Origin of the sequence: Nocardioides houyundeii (genome assembly GCF_002865585.1) — a bacterium.
GTDB lineage: Bacteria > Actinomycetota > Actinomycetes > Propionibacteriales > Nocardioidaceae > Nocardioides > Nocardioides houyundeii.
Genome location: NZ_CP025581.1, coordinates 2,760,307 through 2,774,010 on the forward strand (window position 1 = coordinate 2,760,307; position 13,704 = coordinate 2,774,010).

General features: G+C 72.4%; 11 protein-coding genes and 1 pseudogene. 7 read left to right on the forward strand and 5 right to left on the reverse strand.

The features are described 5' to 3' along the window. Window positions 1-64 precede the first annotated feature (64 nt). Window positions 65-3,442: a pyruvate carboxylase gene (locus C0R66_RS13235; RefSeq protein WP_101525096.1), complete on the forward strand. Its 3,378-nt coding sequence runs from the start codon at window positions 65-67 to the stop codon at window positions 3,440-3,442. 26 nt (window positions 3,443-3,468) lie between these two features. Here the strand turns inward: C0R66_RS13235 and arfB are convergent, their stop codons facing one another. Genes arfB through lpdA form a run of 3 tightly spaced genes read right to left on the reverse strand, consistent with a single transcriptional unit; the run spans window position 3,469 to window position 6,693 of the window. Beyond that, the gene (gene arfB / locus C0R66_RS13240) at window positions 3,469-3,879 is read right to left on the reverse strand and encodes an alternative ribosome rescue aminoacyl-tRNA hydrolase ArfB (RefSeq protein WP_101525097.1); all 411 of its coding nucleotides are present in this window, start codon (window positions 3,877-3,879) and stop codon (window positions 3,469-3,471) included. A gap of 10 nt (window positions 3,880-3,889) precedes the next feature. Beyond that, on the reverse strand, window positions 3,890-5,290 hold the full coding sequence (locus tag C0R66_RS13245) for an NAD(P)H-quinone dehydrogenase (RefSeq protein WP_101525098.1): 1,401 nt from the start codon (window positions 5,288-5,290) through the stop codon (window positions 3,890-3,892). Then, the gene (gene lpdA, locus C0R66_RS13250; protein ID WP_101525099.1) at window positions 5,290-6,693 is read right to left on the reverse strand and encodes a dihydrolipoyl dehydrogenase; all 1,404 of its coding nucleotides are present in this window, start codon (window positions 6,691-6,693) and stop codon (window positions 5,290-5,292) included. The genes C0R66_RS13245 and lpdA overlap by 1 nt, the downstream gene beginning before the upstream one ends. 101 nt (window positions 6,694-6,794) lie before the next feature. Here lpdA and C0R66_RS13255 point away from each other — a divergent pair, with 101 nt between their 5' ends. Beyond that, window positions 6,795-7,247, forward strand: a complete 453-nt coding sequence (locus tag C0R66_RS13255) for a gamma-glutamylcyclotransferase (protein WP_199286683.1) — start codon at window positions 6,795-6,797, stop codon at window positions 7,245-7,247. 11 nt (window positions 7,248-7,258) lie between these two features. On the opposite strand, the gene C0R66_RS13260 is transcribed toward C0R66_RS13255, so the two are convergent. Further along, window positions 7,259-8,368 (reverse strand): FUSC family protein, encoded by a 1,110-nt coding sequence (locus tag C0R66_RS13260; RefSeq protein ID WP_158648043.1) that lies wholly within the window; start codon window positions 8,366-8,368, stop codon window positions 7,259-7,261. 26 nt (window positions 8,369-8,394) lie between these two features. Further along, entirely contained in the window at window positions 8,395-8,763 is a 369-nt protein-coding gene (locus C0R66_RS13265) for a VOC family protein (protein ID WP_101525102.1), read from the reverse strand. 61 nt (window positions 8,764-8,824) lie between these two features. On the opposite strand from C0R66_RS13265, the pseudogene C0R66_RS13270 reads away from it, so the two are divergent. From C0R66_RS13270 to C0R66_RS13290, 5 genes and pseudogenes are all read left to right on the forward strand, one after another. After that, a pseudogene (locus C0R66_RS13270) lies at window positions 8,825-9,624 on the forward strand (purine-nucleoside phosphorylase). Continuing rightward, window positions 9,624-10,421, forward strand: a complete 798-nt coding sequence (locus C0R66_RS13275; RefSeq protein WP_101525103.1) for an NAD-dependent epimerase/dehydratase family protein — start codon at window positions 9,624-9,626, stop codon at window positions 10,419-10,421. The pseudogene C0R66_RS13270 and the gene C0R66_RS13275 overlap by 1 nt, the downstream one beginning before the upstream one ends. Before the next feature lie 174 nt (window positions 10,422-10,595). After that, complete coding sequence (locus C0R66_RS13280; RefSeq protein ID WP_101525104.1) at window positions 10,596-11,261, forward strand: biliverdin-producing heme oxygenase; 666 nt, start codon at window positions 10,596-10,598, stop codon at window positions 11,259-11,261. A 90-nt stretch (window positions 11,262-11,351) separates the two neighbouring features. Then, window positions 11,352-11,849 (forward strand): thiol peroxidase, encoded by a 498-nt coding sequence (gene tpx, locus C0R66_RS13285; RefSeq protein ID WP_101526243.1) that lies wholly within the window; start codon window positions 11,352-11,354, stop codon window positions 11,847-11,849. A gap of 131 nt (window positions 11,850-11,980) precedes the next feature. Next, window positions 11,981-13,639 carry a phospho-sugar mutase gene (locus tag C0R66_RS13290; RefSeq protein ID WP_101525105.1) on the forward strand — a complete coding sequence of 553 codons (1,659 nt, stop codon included), beginning with the start codon at window positions 11,981-11,983 and terminating at the stop codon, window positions 13,637-13,639. Window positions 13,640-13,704 lie beyond the last annotated feature (65 nt).

The following is a 13,704-nucleotide window of genomic DNA, read 5'->3' on the forward strand; positions in this document are numbered from 1 at the left end:
TCGTCCCCGCCCACGCGTCGGGCTCACAGGCCGATCACGAGCCCCGCGCGACTACCGTTTGTCCATGTTCTCCAAGGTGCTGGTGGCCAACCGGGGCGAGATCGCCATCCGGGCGTTCCGTGCCGCCTACGAGGTCGGCGCCCGGACCGTGGCCGTCTTCCCGTACGAGGACCGCGGCTCCGAGCACCGGCTGCGGGCGGACGAGGCCTACGAGATCGGCGAGCGCGGCCACCCGGTCCGCGCCTACCTCGACCCGCGCGCCATCGTCGAGGTGGCCCTGCGCTCGGGCGCCGACGCGGTCTACCCCGGCTACGGCTTCCTCTCGGAGAACCCGGCGCTGGCCGAGGCGTGCGTCGACGCCGGGATCGCCTTCATCGGGCCCGGGGCAGACGTGCTGACCCTGACCGGCGACAAGTCGCGCGCCATCGCCGCGGCCCGCGCCGCCGGCGTCCCGACGCTGGCCAGCGTGCCGCCCTCCAAGGACGTGACGACCCTGGTGGAGAGCGCCGCCCACCTGACCTACCCGCTCTTCGTCAAGGCCGTGGCCGGCGGCGGCGGGCGCGGCATGCGCCGGGTCGACCGACCCGGGGACCTGCCGGCTGCCATCGCGGTCTGCATGCGCGAGGCCGAGGGCGCCTTCGGGGACGGGACCGTCTTCATCGAGCAGGCCGTGGCGGACCCGCGGCACATCGAGGTCCAGGTCCTCGCGGACGCGCGGGGCGAGGTCATGCACCTGTTCGAGCGGGACTGCTCGGTGCAGCGGCGGCACCAGAAGGTGGTGGAGATCGCGCCCGCCCCGCACCTGGACCCGGCGCTGCGCGAGCGGATGTGTGCCGATGCCGTGCGGTTCGCCCGCTCGATCGGCTACCGCAACGCCGGCACCGTGGAGTTCCTCCTCGACCGCGCCGGCAACTACGTCTTCATCGAGATGAACCCCCGCATCCAGGTCGAGCACACCGTCACCGAGGAGGTCACCGACGTCGACCTCGTGCAGTCCCAGATGCGCATCGCCGCCGGCGAGAGCCTCGCCGACCTCGGGCTGAGCCAGGAGACGCTGACGCTGCGCGGCGCGGCGCTCCAGTGCCGCATCACCACCGAGGACCCCGCCAACGACTTCCGTCCCGACACCGGGATGATCACCACCTACCGCTCCCCCGGCGGCGCCGGGGTCCGGCTCGACGGCGGCACCACCTACACCGGCGCCGAGGTGAGCGCCCACTTCGACTCGATGCTGGCCAAGCTCACCTGCCGCGGCCGCACCCACGAGCTGGCGGTGCAGAAGGCGCGGCGGGCGCTGGCGGAGTTCCGGATCCGGGGCGTGACCACCAACCTCGCCTTCCTCCAGGCCGTGCTCGCCGACCCCGACTTCGTCGCCGGGAACGTGACCACCTCCTTCATCGCCGACCACCCCGCGCTGCTCACCACCCGGGCCAACGCGGACGTGAGCACCAAGCTGCTCTCCCACCTCGCCGAGGTGACGGTGAACCAGCCGTTCGGGCCCTCGCCGGTCCAGGTCGACCCCGCCGCCAAGCTGCCGGCCACCGACCTGGGCGTGCCGGCACCAGAGGGGACCCGGCAGCAGCTGCTCACCCTGGGCCCGGAGGCCTTCGCCGCCGAGCTGCGCAGCCGGTCCGGGGTGGCGGTCACCGACACCACGTTCCGCGACGCCCACCAGTCCCTGCTCGCCACCCGGGTCCGCACCCGCGACCTGGTGCAGGCCGCGGGCCACGTCGCCCGCCTCACCCCCGGCCTGTGGTCGGTGGAGGCCTGGGGCGGCGCGACGTACGACGTGGCCCTGCGGTTCCTGGGCGAGGACCCGTGGGAGCGGCTCGACGCCCTGCGCCAGGCTGTGCCCAACGTCTGCCTGCAGATGCTGCTGCGCGGCCGCAACACCGTCGGCTACACGCCGTACCCGAGCGAGGTCACCGACGCCTTCGTCCAGGAGGCGGCGACCGGCGGGATCGACGTCTTCCGGATCTTCGACGCCCTCAACGACGTGGACCAGATGCGGCCCGCGATCGAGGCCGTCCGGGCCACCGGCAGCACGGTCGCCGAGGTGGCGCTGTGCTACACCGGCGACCTCTCCTCGCCCCAGGAGCGGCTCTACACCCTGGACTACTACCTGCGCCTCGCCGAGCGGATCGTCGAGGCGGGCGCGCACGTGCTGGCGATCAAGGACATGGCGGGGCTGCTGCGGGCCCCGGCCGCACGGACCCTGGTGACCGCGCTGCGGGACCGGTTCGAGCTTCCCATGCACCTGCACACCCACGACACCACCGGCGGCCAGCTGGGGACGCTGCTCGCCGCCATCGACGCGGGCGTGGACGCCGTCGACGTGGCGTGCGCCGCGATGGCCGGCACCACCTCCCAGCCGTCCCTGTCGGCGCTGGTCGCGGCGACCGACCACTCCGACCGGGAGACCGGGCTCTCGCTGGCCGCGGCGTGCGCGCTCGAGCCCTACTGGGAGGCCACCCGCCGCGTCTACGCCCCCTTCGAGTCGGGCCTGCCCGCCCCGACCGGGCGGGTCTACACCCACGAGATCCCGGGCGGGCAGCTGTCGAACCTGCGGCAGCAGGCCATCGCCCTGGGCCTCGGGGAGAAGTTCGAACAGATCGAGGACATGTACGCCGCGGCCAACGCGATCCTGGGCGACATCGTCAAGGTGACTCCCTCCTCGAAGGTGGTCGGCGACCTCGCCCTGCACCTGGTGGCGGTCGGCGCCGACCCGGCGGAGTTCGCCGAGGACCCGGCCCGCTTCGACATCCCCGACTCGGTGGTCGGGTTCCTCAACGGCGAGCTCGGCGACCCGCCCGGTGGCTGGCCCGAGCCCTTCCGCACCCGCGCGCTGGCCGGGCGCACCTGGCGCAAGCCCACCGAGAGTCTCACCAAGGAGCAGCGGGGCAACCTGGCACGGCGTCCGCGACAGACGCTCAACGAGCTGCTCTTCCCCGGCCCCGTCGCCGAGTTCACGCGGGCCCGGGAGACCTACGGCGACCTCTCGGTGCTGCCCACCATCAGCTATCTCTACGGGCTGCGGCAGGGCGAGGAGACGGAGGTGGAGCTGGCCGAGGGCAAGAGCGTGCTCTTCGGCCTGCAGGCGGTCGGCGAGCCGGACGAGCGCGGCTACCGCACGGTGATGGCGACCCTGGACGGGCAGCTGCGCCCGGTGGCGGTCCGGGACACCAGCGTCGCCGCCGACGTCACCGCCGCCGAGAAGGCCGACGCCGGCACCCCCGGCCAGGTCGCCGCACCCTTCCAGGGAGCCGCCACCGTGCTGGTCGCCGTCGGCGACGAGGTGGCCGCCGGTGATCCGGTCGCCACCATCGAGGCGATGAAGATGGAGGCCGCCATCACCGCCCCGCTGGCCGGCCGGGTGACGCGCGTCGTGGTGGACCAGACCCGACAGGTGCAGGGCGGGGACCTGCTCCTGGTGCTCGGTTAGCAACCGCCAGGATCAGCGGGTGCGGCTCACTCCCAGGAGCCGCTGCGGCCCTGCTTGGTGTCGCCGCGCCGCTTCTTGGCCGTGAGCCGCCGCTCCACCGAGCCCCTGGTCCGGCGGGTGGGGCGGCGCTTCTTCTCCGGGACCAGCGCCTGGGCGACGAGCTCGGTCAACCGTGCCTTGGCCGCCTCCCGGTTGCGGTGCTGGGAGCGGTACTGCGAGGAGCTGACGGTGAGCGTGCCGTCGACCAGCCGCCCTCGGAGCCGCTGCGCGACCAGTTCCTTCTGCTCCGGGCTCAGCACCTCGGTCTCGGTCAGGGACCAGCTGAGCTCGACCCGGGTGTCGGTGGTGTTGACGTGCTGCCCGCCGGGCCCCGAGGAGCGGGAGAAGCGCCACGACAGCTCACGCTCCGGCAGGTCCAGATGGGGCCCCGAGCTCATCGCCGAGAGCTCACACGCGGTGCAACCGGCGGGCGGCCTCGGCGATGGAGCCGCTCATCGAGGGATAGACGGTGAACGCGGCCGCGAGCTGGTCGGCGGTCAACGACTGCGCCACCGCCAGCGAGACCGGGTGGATCAACTCACTGGCCCGCGGCCCGACGACCACGCCACCCACCACGATGCCCGTGCCGGGACGGCAGAAGAGCTTCACGAACCCGTCCTTGACCCCCTGCATCTTGGCGCGGGCGTTGCCGGCCAGCGGCAGCATCACCACCTCCGCCTCGATCTCCTGGTTGTCCACCGCCTGCTGCGACCAGCCCACGGTGGCGATCTCCGGTGCGGTGAAGACGTTGGAGGAGACCTGCTTGAGGTCCAGCGGCGCGACCGCGTCCCCCAAGAAGTGCCACATCGCGATCCGACCCTGCATCGCGGCCACCGAGGCGAGCATCAGCACGCCGGTGCAGTCGCCCGCGGCGTACACGCCCCGGGCGGAGGTGCGCGAGACCCGGTCCACCCGGATGAAGCCGCCCTCGTCGACCAGGACGCCCGCCTCGGCGAGCCCCAGGTCCTCGGTCTTGGGCACCGAGCCCAGGGCGAGCACGCAGTGCGAGGCCTGCACGGTGCGCCCGTCGGTGAGGGTCACCGTGACCACGTCGCCGTCCCGGGTGACCGACTCCATCCGCGACTTCGACAGCACGTTCATGCCCCGGCGTACCGCCACCTGCTCGAGCACCGCCGAGGCGTCCGCGTCCTCGCCGGGCAGGACCCGGTCGCGGGAGGAGACCAGGGTGACGGGGATGCCGAGGGCCAGGTAGGCGGAGGCGAACTCCGCGCCGGTGACCCCCGAGCCCACCACCACCAGGCTGGTCGGGACCTCGGTGAGGTCGTAGACCTGCTCCCAGGTCAGGATCCGCTCGCCGTCGGGCTGCGCGGTGGGCAACGTGCGCGGCGCCGCACCGGTGGCCACCAGGACGGCGTCGGCATCCAGGATCTCGGCGCCCCCGCCCGCCAGCTGTACGACGACCTGCTGCGGGCCGGCGAGCCGCCCGCGGCCGTGCACCACCCGCACCCCGTCCCGCTCCAGGCGGCGCTGGATGTCGGCCGACTGCTCGGCGGCCAAGGCCTTGACCCGGGCGTTGACCCGGGCCAGGTCGACCACCACGGTGGCTGCGGAGTCGCCCTCGGCGTCGCGGAAGCTGACACCGAGCTCGGCGGCGTCGGTGACCTCGGTCATCACCTCGGCGGTGGCGATCAGCGTCTTCGACGGCACGCAGTCGGTGATGACGGCCGAGCCGCCGATCCCGTCGCTGTCCACGACGGTGACCTGGGCACCCAGCTGCGCGGCGACGTGGGCGGCCTCGTAGCCGCCGGGGCCTCCGCCGACGATGACGACCCGGTTCGTGGGCACCATCAGAAGTTGATCATGTGACCGGCGATGCCGTGCACGGCTTCCTTGACGGCCTCCGACAGCGTCGGGTGGGCGAAGATGTTGCGCGCGACCTCGTCGGCGGTCAGGTCCCACTGCTGGGCCAGGGTCAGCGCCGGCAGCTGCTCGGTGACGTCGGGGCCGATCATGTGCGCGCCCAGGATCTCGTTGTACTTGGCGTCCGCGACCACCTTGACGAACCCGGCGGTCTCACCCAGCCCCTGGGCCTTGCCGTTGGCACTGAACGGGAAGGTGGCGGTCTTGACGTCGTAGCCGAGCTCCTTCGCCTGGGCCTCGGAGTAGCCGAACGAGCCGATCTGCGGCTGGCAGTAGGTCGCCCGCGGGATCATGTCGAAGTTGATCTCCTGGGTCTCCGCGCCGGCGATCGTCTCGGCGGCGACGATGCCCATCGCCTCGGCCACGTGGGCCAGCATCATCTTGCCGGTCACGTCACCGATGGCATAGACGCCCTCGACGTTGGTACGGCCCCGCCCGTCGATGGCGATGGCGCCGCGGTCGGTGGTCTCCACGCCGATCTTGTCCAGGCCGTAGCCCTCGAGCCGGGGCGCGAAGCCGAAGGCGGCCAGCATCTTGTCGGCCTCGAGCACCTGGGAGTCGCCGCCCTGGGCGGGGCTCACGGTGACCCGGACGCCGTTCCCGGTGTCCTCGACGTTCTCGACCCTGGTGGAGAGCATCACCTTGACGCCGAGCTTCTTGTAGTGCTTGAGCAGCTCCTTGGAGACGTCGGCGTCCTCGGTGGGCACCATCCGGTCCAGGAACTCCACGATGGTGACGTCCACGCCGAAGTTCTTCATCACGTAGGCGAACTCGACGCCGATCGCGCCGGAGCCGCCGATGATGATGGAGGAGGGCAGGTTCTCGTCGAGGATCTGCTCCTCGTAGGTCACCACGTTCTTGCTGACGCTCATGCCCGGCAGCATCCGGACCTCGGCGCCGGTCGCGATGATCAGGCTGTCGAAGGTCACCGAGGACGTGGCGCCGTCGTTGCCCGCGACGTCGATCGAGGTGGGCGAGGTGATCGTGCCCCAGCCGTCGATCTCGGTGATCTTGTTCTTCTTCATCAGGAAGTGGACACCCTTGACGATGCCGGCACTGACCTGGCGCGAGCGCTTGTGGGTGGGCCCGAAGGACATGGTGGCGTCGCCCTCGATGCCGTACTTGGCCTTGTCGTGGGCCAGCAGGTGCGCGAGCTCGGCGTTCTTGAGCAGCGCCTTGGACGGGATGCATCCGACGTTGAGGCACACGCCGCCCCAGTACTGCTTCTCCACCACCGCCACGGACTTGCCGAGCTGGGCGGCGCGGATCGCGGCGACATACCCACCGGGGCCGGCACCGAGGACAACAACGTCGAAGTGGGAGTCAGTCACAGGCTCAGACTATGCCTGTGAGGCACGTCACCCGACAAGGGCTCCCGCCCTGGCCGGAGGCGGAGCGCGCAGGGCCCGGATCGCCCGATACGCTGCCTCGCGTGACGCTGTACGCCGCCTACGGCACCAACCTCGATCCCGCACGCATGGGTGAGCGCTGTCCGCACTCCCCGCTGCGCAGCACCGGGTGGCTCGCGGGGTGGCGCCTCACCTTCGGGGGCGAGGAGCACGGCTGGGACGGTGCTCTGGCCACCATCGTGCAGGACCCCGTCGAGCAGGTCTTCGTGGCCGTCTACGACGTCACCGACGAGGACGAGGTGGCGCTGGACGGCTGGGAGTCCGCAGACACCGGCCTCTACCGCAAGACCCGGGTCCGCGTCTCCACGATGAACGGCGAGCTCGTGGTGTGGGCCTACGTGCTCGACGCCTACGAGGGCGGCCTCCCGAGTGCGTCGTACCTCGGCGTGCTCGCGGACGCCGCCGACGCGGCCGGGGCACCGGACGACTACACCAGCGCGCTGCGGATGCGCCCCTGCCGCTCGACCGGCCTCTGACCCGGCCGGACCTAGAAGTTCAGCCGGACGTCCAGCTCGTCGCGGGTCATGCCGCCGGCGAACAGCAGGTCCGCGGCCAACGACCTGATCTGGGCCGCGACCGCCGCGCGGTTGAGGGTCATCTGACCGGTCAACGACGTCACCGCCAGGCGCGCTGACTTCACCAGCTCGTCCTGGGCCTCCTGAGGCATCCCGGGACCCGACAGGTCGGACTGGAAGATCCGGACCCCCCGGGCCAGGGCCTCGACCGAGGCGGTCATCAGCTCCGAGCACTCCTCCCCCATCCGCAGCATGGAGGTCAGCCGGCGGGCCAGCACCCGGGCGTCGCGGATGGCGTTGTCGACGTCGGCCAGCACGTCGGCGTACCGGGCGACCGCGGTGCGCTGACGCCAGCGCACCGGGGACAGCGCCGCCACCTCGGCGACGTTCGCCGCCGTGTTCTGCGCCGTGCTGACCTGGCTCTGGAGACCTCGGGCCTGCGCCAGGGTCGCCTCGGCTAGCCCCGGGTCACCGGTGCGCATCGCCTCGGCCGTGCCGTCCAGGACACGCACCAGCTCCTCCAGCAGCGGGCGCACCTCCTGGGCCAGGTCGCGGGTGGGGTTGCGGGGCAGCAGCAGCACCATCGCGAGCCCGCACAGCCCGCCGACCAGGGCGTCGAGGAAGCGGGTCACGGCCGGGTTGGCGGCGCCGGCCGCCGGGACCACCGCCGCCATCAGCGCCCCGGAGTTGGCCGACTGGGTGATCGCCACGCCCTTGAGGCCGACGAAGATCGCCACCGCGGTGGCCAGCACCACCACCAGCGCCAGCTGCCAGACCCCGCGCCCGATCGCCAGGATCAGCATCTCGCCCACCAGCACCCCGACCGCGACGCCGAGGACCAGCTCCAGCAGCATGCGTCGCCGCAGTCCCATCCCGGCGGCCAGCACGATGACGGCGGCGATCGGTGCGAAGAACGCCTGCTGGTGATGGAGCACGTAGGTGGAGATCGCGAAGGCCGCCGCCGAGGCGGCGCCCATGCGCAGCAGCTGCCGCCACCGCCGCGCGACTGCCAGGCACCGGTCGCGCAGCGTCATCCGCGGCACGAGAGCGGCCATGCGCTGGACTCGGGGGTGGAGCGACACGCCTCCATCCTCGTCCATGCCAGGGCCTACTCGCCGCCGTGGCAGCACGCCTCGATGTTGTTGCCCTCGGTGTCGCGGACGAAAGCGGCGTAGTAGCCCGGGTGGTACTCCGGCCACAGGCGCGGCTCGTGCAGCACCTCGGCCCCAGCCGCGACCGCCTCGGCGAACCAGACGCGGACGGCGGCGGCGTCCGGCGCGACGAACGCCACGTGCACCTCGCGGTTGGCGCCGACGCCCTCGAAGGTGCCGATCCAGAAGGTCGGATGCTCGGTCCCGTAGCCGATCGCGACACCCTCCTCCATCAACCGCCGGTGTCCCAGCGCCCCCAGGACGCGGTCGTAGAAGGCGCTGGCGCGCGCCAGGTCGGTGACGTTGATGCCCAGGTGATCGATCACCCTCCCAGCCTGCACCCTCAGGACTGGCCCCACCAGTGGGCCGCTGCCTAGGATCACGCGAGTGACCGAGACCGATCCCCTCGCCCTGGCCGACAAGGCCGCCTCGACCCTGCGTGAGCTCACCGGCGTGCAGAGCCACGACGTCGCCCTGGTGCTCGGCTCCGGCTGGCTGCCGGCAGTCGAGGCGCTCGGACCGGCCACGGCCGAGATCGCCACCACCGACCTCCCCGGCTTCCACGCCGCCGGCGTGGTGGGGCACTCGGGCAAGGTGCGCAGCGTCAAGGTCGGGGACTCCAACGTCCTGGTCTTCCTCTCCCGCACCCACTTCTACGAGGGCAAGGGCGTGCGCGCGGTCGTCCACCCGGTCCGTACGGCGGCCGCCGCGGGATGCCGCGCCATCGTGCTGACCAACGGCTGCGGCGGACTGAAGGAGTCCTTCACCCCGGACAGCCGGTGCTGATCAGCGACCACATCAACCTGACCGCCACCTCCCCCATCGAGGGTGCGAACTTCGTCGACCTCACCGACCTCTACTCGGCCCGGCTGCGGGCCCTGTGCCGCGAGGTCGACCCGACGCTGGACGAGGGTGTCTACGTCCAGTTCCCCGGCCCCCACTACGAGACGCCCGCCGAGATCGGCATGGTCCGCGCCATCGGCGGGCACCTGGTCGGCATGAGCACCACGCTGGAGGCGATCGCGGCCCGCGAGGCAGGGATGGAGGTGCTGGGCATCAGCCTGGTCACCAACCTGGCGGCGGGCATCAGCGGCGAGCCGCTCAACCACGCCGAGGTCCTGGAGACCGGACGGGCCGCGGCCAGCCGGATGGGCGAGCTCCTGACCAGCGTCGTCCCCCGCATCTGATGCGCGTCCTGGTGACCGGCGCCGCCGGGTCGATCGGACAGGTGGTGACGGCCGGGCTGGAGGCCCTGGGCCACGAGGTCGTCGGCCTCGACCTGGCGCCCGCGCCGGAGGGCGTCGACCTGGCCTGGCACGTCGTCGACTGCACCGACCCCGACGCCGTCGACGAGGCCTTCGAGGCCCAGCCGCTCGACGCCGTCGTACACCTGGCGGGATATCCCGACGAGCTGGACCTGCCCGGCTCCCTGGCCTCGCACGTGATCACCACCGCTGCCCTGCTCGACGCGATGGTGGCCCACCGGGTGGGGCGGATCGTCTACGCCTCCAGCAACCACGCCGTGGGCCGCACCCCGCGCCGCGACCTGGTCGGCACCGACGCCAGGCCCCGGCCCGACACGTTCTACGGCGTCGGCAAGGTCGCCGCCGAGGCGGTGCTGAGCCTGTACGCCGACCGCTACGGCATCGACGCGGTCGCCTGCCGCATCGGCTCCTTCCTCCCGCGCCCGGAGGCGGTCCGCAACCTGTCGACGTGGCTCTCCCACGACGACTGCGTGCGGATGGTGGAGGCCGCACTGACCACCCCGGCCCCCGGCTTCGCGGTGCTCTACGGCATCTCCGCCAACACCGACGCCTGGTGGGACCTGGAGCCGGGTCGGGCGCTTGGGTACCAGCCCCAGGACGACGCCGCGTCGTACGCCGACGACATCGCACCCCGTCCCGAGGACGAGGCGGAGGCGGCGCACGTCGGAGGCCCGTTCGCGGGCGAGGCCTTCTACCGGCCCGCGCTGCCCCGGGCCTGATCTGCCGGCCGGTGCCAGGAACCCCGCCTAGGCGGGGTTCCCTGCGGTTATGGGGGCATGCATGCCCCCATAACCCGATGAAGCCCCGCCCAGGCGGGGGTCCGTGCGACCAGAGTGACTCGGCCGCACCGCGGGACCGAGTGGCCGCGAACTCGAACACGACCGGAGACACCCATGACCGTCCTCGACAACGCCCCAGCGGCACCCCTGTCGGTCGCGATGCGCGAGGGATCGCAGGCCCAGCACAGCGCCGCGGAGAGCTCGACCTTCATCTCCGACCTGATGGGCGGGCGGATCAACGAGGCGGGGTACGTCAACTACCTCCGGTCGCTGCGCGCTGTCTACGCCGCGCTGGAGGAGACCGGACGCGCCCTGGCCGCCGACCCCCTCGTCAGCAGGCTCCACGACCCGGTGCTGGACCGGCTGAGTGCCATCGACGCCGACCTCGCCGCATGGTCCACCGGAGCCGAGGCAGAGCAGGCCTGCGAGGGCCGGGCGGCCGTCGAGTACGCCGAGCGCATCCGCTGGACGCTCGACCACCCGGTGCGCTACGTGGCCCACCACTACACCCGCTACCTGGGCGACCTCTCCGGCGGACAGGCCATCGGGCGCATCCTGGACCGGGACTTCGCCCGGGACGGCCACGGCCTGGCTCTGTACCGGTTCGAGTCGATCCCCAAGATCAAGACCTACAAGGACGTCTACCGCGCCCGTCTGGACGGGCTCGACCTGGCTCCCGCTCAGCAGGCCGAGGCGGTCGCGGAGGTGCAGCAGGCGTTCAGCCACAACCAGTCCGTGTTCGCCGAGCTCGCGACGCACCTGGACCGCTTCGCCCGCTGAGACCGCCGCGCCGCCGCCGTTGCCGGTGCCGGTGCCCGAGCGTGACCCGACCGTGACCCGGACGTGACACCGGATGTGACAATGGGCCGCATGGCAACCACAGCACTCAAGGGATCCCCCGTCCACACCGTCGGCGAGCTGCCGGCCGTCGGCACCTCAGCACCTGGCTGGGAGCTGGTCGGCGCCGGCCTGTCCCAGCTGACCCCGGCCGATGTCGAGGGCACCCGCGTCGTCCTCAACATCTTCCCCAGCGTCGACACCGGCGTCTGCGCCGCCAGCGTGCGCAAGTTCAACGAGCTGGCCGCCAGCCTGGACAACACCACCGTGGTCAACGTCTCCAAGGACCTGCCGTTCGCCCAGGCGCGCTTCTGCGGCGCCGAGGGCATCGACCAGGTCAAGATGGGCTCGGCGTTCCGCTCCAGCTTCGGCGAGGACTACGGCATCACCCTGGCCGACGGGCCGATGGCCGGCCTGCTGGCCCGCGCGGTCGTCGTGGTGAACCCCGACGGGACCGTGGCCTACACCCAGCTCGTGGACGAGATCACCACCGAGCCGGACTACGACGCCGCCCTCGCCGCCCTGTCCTGAAGCCCTGTCCTGAAGCCCTGTACTGAAGACCTGTCCTGACAGGTCCTCGACCCGACGTCGTCCGGGCGGCCCGCGCCGCCCGGACGAAGTCGGGGCTCACACCCCTCACCGGGCCGCGCTAACGTGCGGCCATGACGTCTGACGCCGAGACCGCCCCCCTCCTGGACCGAGCCCGCACCTGGGCGGCGCAGGATCCCGACCAGCAGACCCGGGCCGAGCTCGAGGCGATCATCGCCGAGGTCGAGGCGGGCAGCGACCCCGCCGAGCTGGCGGACCGGTTCCGCGGCACCCTGGAGTTCGGCACCGCGGGGCTCCGCGGCGCGCTGGGCGCCGGACCCAACCGGATGAACCGGGTCGTGGTGATCCGCGCCGCGGCCGGGCTGGCCTCCTACCTGCGTGATCAGGGTGCGCCCAGCGGCGCGCCGGTGGTGATCGGCTACGACGCACGGCACAACTCCGACGTCTTCGCCCGCGACACCGCCGAGGTGATGAGCGGCGCCGGCTTCAAGGCCCTGGTCCTGCCGCGCCCTCTGCCCACTCCCCTGCTGGCCTACGTGATCCGTGAGCTCGGCTGTGTGGCCGGGGTCATGGTCACCGCCAGCCACAACCCGCCGCAGGACAACGGCTACAAGGTCTACCTCGGCGACGGCAGCCAGATCGTGCCGCCCGCCGACAGCGACATCGCGGAGCGGATCGCCGCCGTCGGCGCCGTCTCCGACGTACCGCGCGGCAACGGCGGGACGGTCGTCGGCGAGGAGCTCGTCGACCGGTACCTCGACACCGTCGCCGACCTGCTGGACGACGGCCCCCGGGAGCTGGAGATCGTCTACACCCCGCTGCACGGCGTCGGCGGCACCTCGGTGGTGCAGGTGCTGGAGACCGCGGGCTTCTCCGAGACCCACGTGGTGCCCGAGCAGGAGCAGCCCGACCCCGACTTCCCCACCGTGGCCTTCCCCAACCCCGAGGAGCCCGGCGCCATGGACCTCGCCATCGCCCTCGCCGGCCGGCTGCACGCCGACATCGTGGTGGCCAACGACCCGGACGCCGACCGCTGTGCCGCGGCGATCGAGGGCCCGCACGGCTGGCGGATGCTGCGTGGTGACGAGGTCGGGGCGCTGCTGGCCCAGCGACTGCTCGCCGGCGGCAAGCAAGGGGTCTACGCGACCTCGATCGTCTCCTCCTCGCTGCTGGGCAAGATGGCGGCGAAGGCGGGCCAGCCCTACCAGGAGACCCTCACCGGCTTCAAGTGGATCGGACGGCTGGAGGGCCTCGCCTACGGCTACGAGGAGGCGCTGGGCTACTGCGTGGACCCCGAGCACGTGCGCGACAAGGACGGCGTCTCGGCGCTGCTGCTGCTGTGCGCGGTGGCCGCGGCCGCCAAGGCCGAGGGACGCACCCTGGCCGACCTGCTCGACGACATCGCCGTGGAGCACGGCCTGCACGCCACCGACCAGCTCTCGGTGCGCTTCGCCGAGCTGGAGCAGATCGCCGCCACGATGGACCGGTTGCGCACCTCGCCGCCGACCACCCTGGGCGGCCTCGCCGTGGAGCGCGTCGAGGACCTCGCCCTGGGGTCGGCCGAGCTGCCGCCCACCGACGGACTGCGCTACACCCTCGCCGAGGGTGCCCGCGTCATCGTCCGTCCCAGCGGCACCGAGCCCAAGCTGAAGTGCTACCTCGAGGTGGTCATCGAGGTCTCCCCCGAGGATGGCGTGGACGCGGCCAGGATCGCGGCCGCGGGCCGCCTGGACGCCCTCAAGAACGACGTGAAGCTCGCCGCCGGCCTCTGAGGCGGCAGCACACCTGCGGCCCGGTGCCGGACCAGCCGCGCGGCCTCCGTCGTGGCGGCCCGGGG

What these genes read in the sequence shown, in the direction of transcription:
- C0R66_RS13245 (WP_101525098.1), bottom strand. Translation starts at nt 5,290, where the DNA reads ATGGTGCCCACGAACCGGGTCGTCATCGTCGGCGGAGGCCCCGGCGGC.
- C0R66_RS13275 (WP_101525103.1), top strand. Translation starts at nt 9,624, where the DNA reads ATGCGCGTCCTGGTGACCGGCGCCGCCGGGTCGATCGGACAGGTGGTG.
- C0R66_RS13235 (WP_101525096.1), top strand. Translation starts at nt 65, where the DNA reads ATGTTCTCCAAGGTGCTGGTGGCCAACCGGGGCGAGATCGCCATCCGG.
- arfB (WP_101525097.1), bottom strand. Translation starts at nt 3,879, where the DNA reads ATGAGCTCGGGGCCCCATCTGGACCTGCCGGAGCGTGAGCTGTCGTGG.
- C0R66_RS13280 (WP_101525104.1), top strand. Translation starts at nt 10,596, where the DNA reads ATGACCGTCCTCGACAACGCCCCAGCGGCACCCCTGTCGGTCGCGATG.
- C0R66_RS13290 (WP_101525105.1), top strand. Translation starts at nt 11,981, where the DNA reads ATGACGTCTGACGCCGAGACCGCCCCCCTCCTGGACCGAGCCCGCACC.
- tpx (WP_101526243.1), top strand. Translation starts at nt 11,352, where the DNA reads ATGGCAACCACAGCACTCAAGGGATCCCCCGTCCACACCGTCGGCGAG.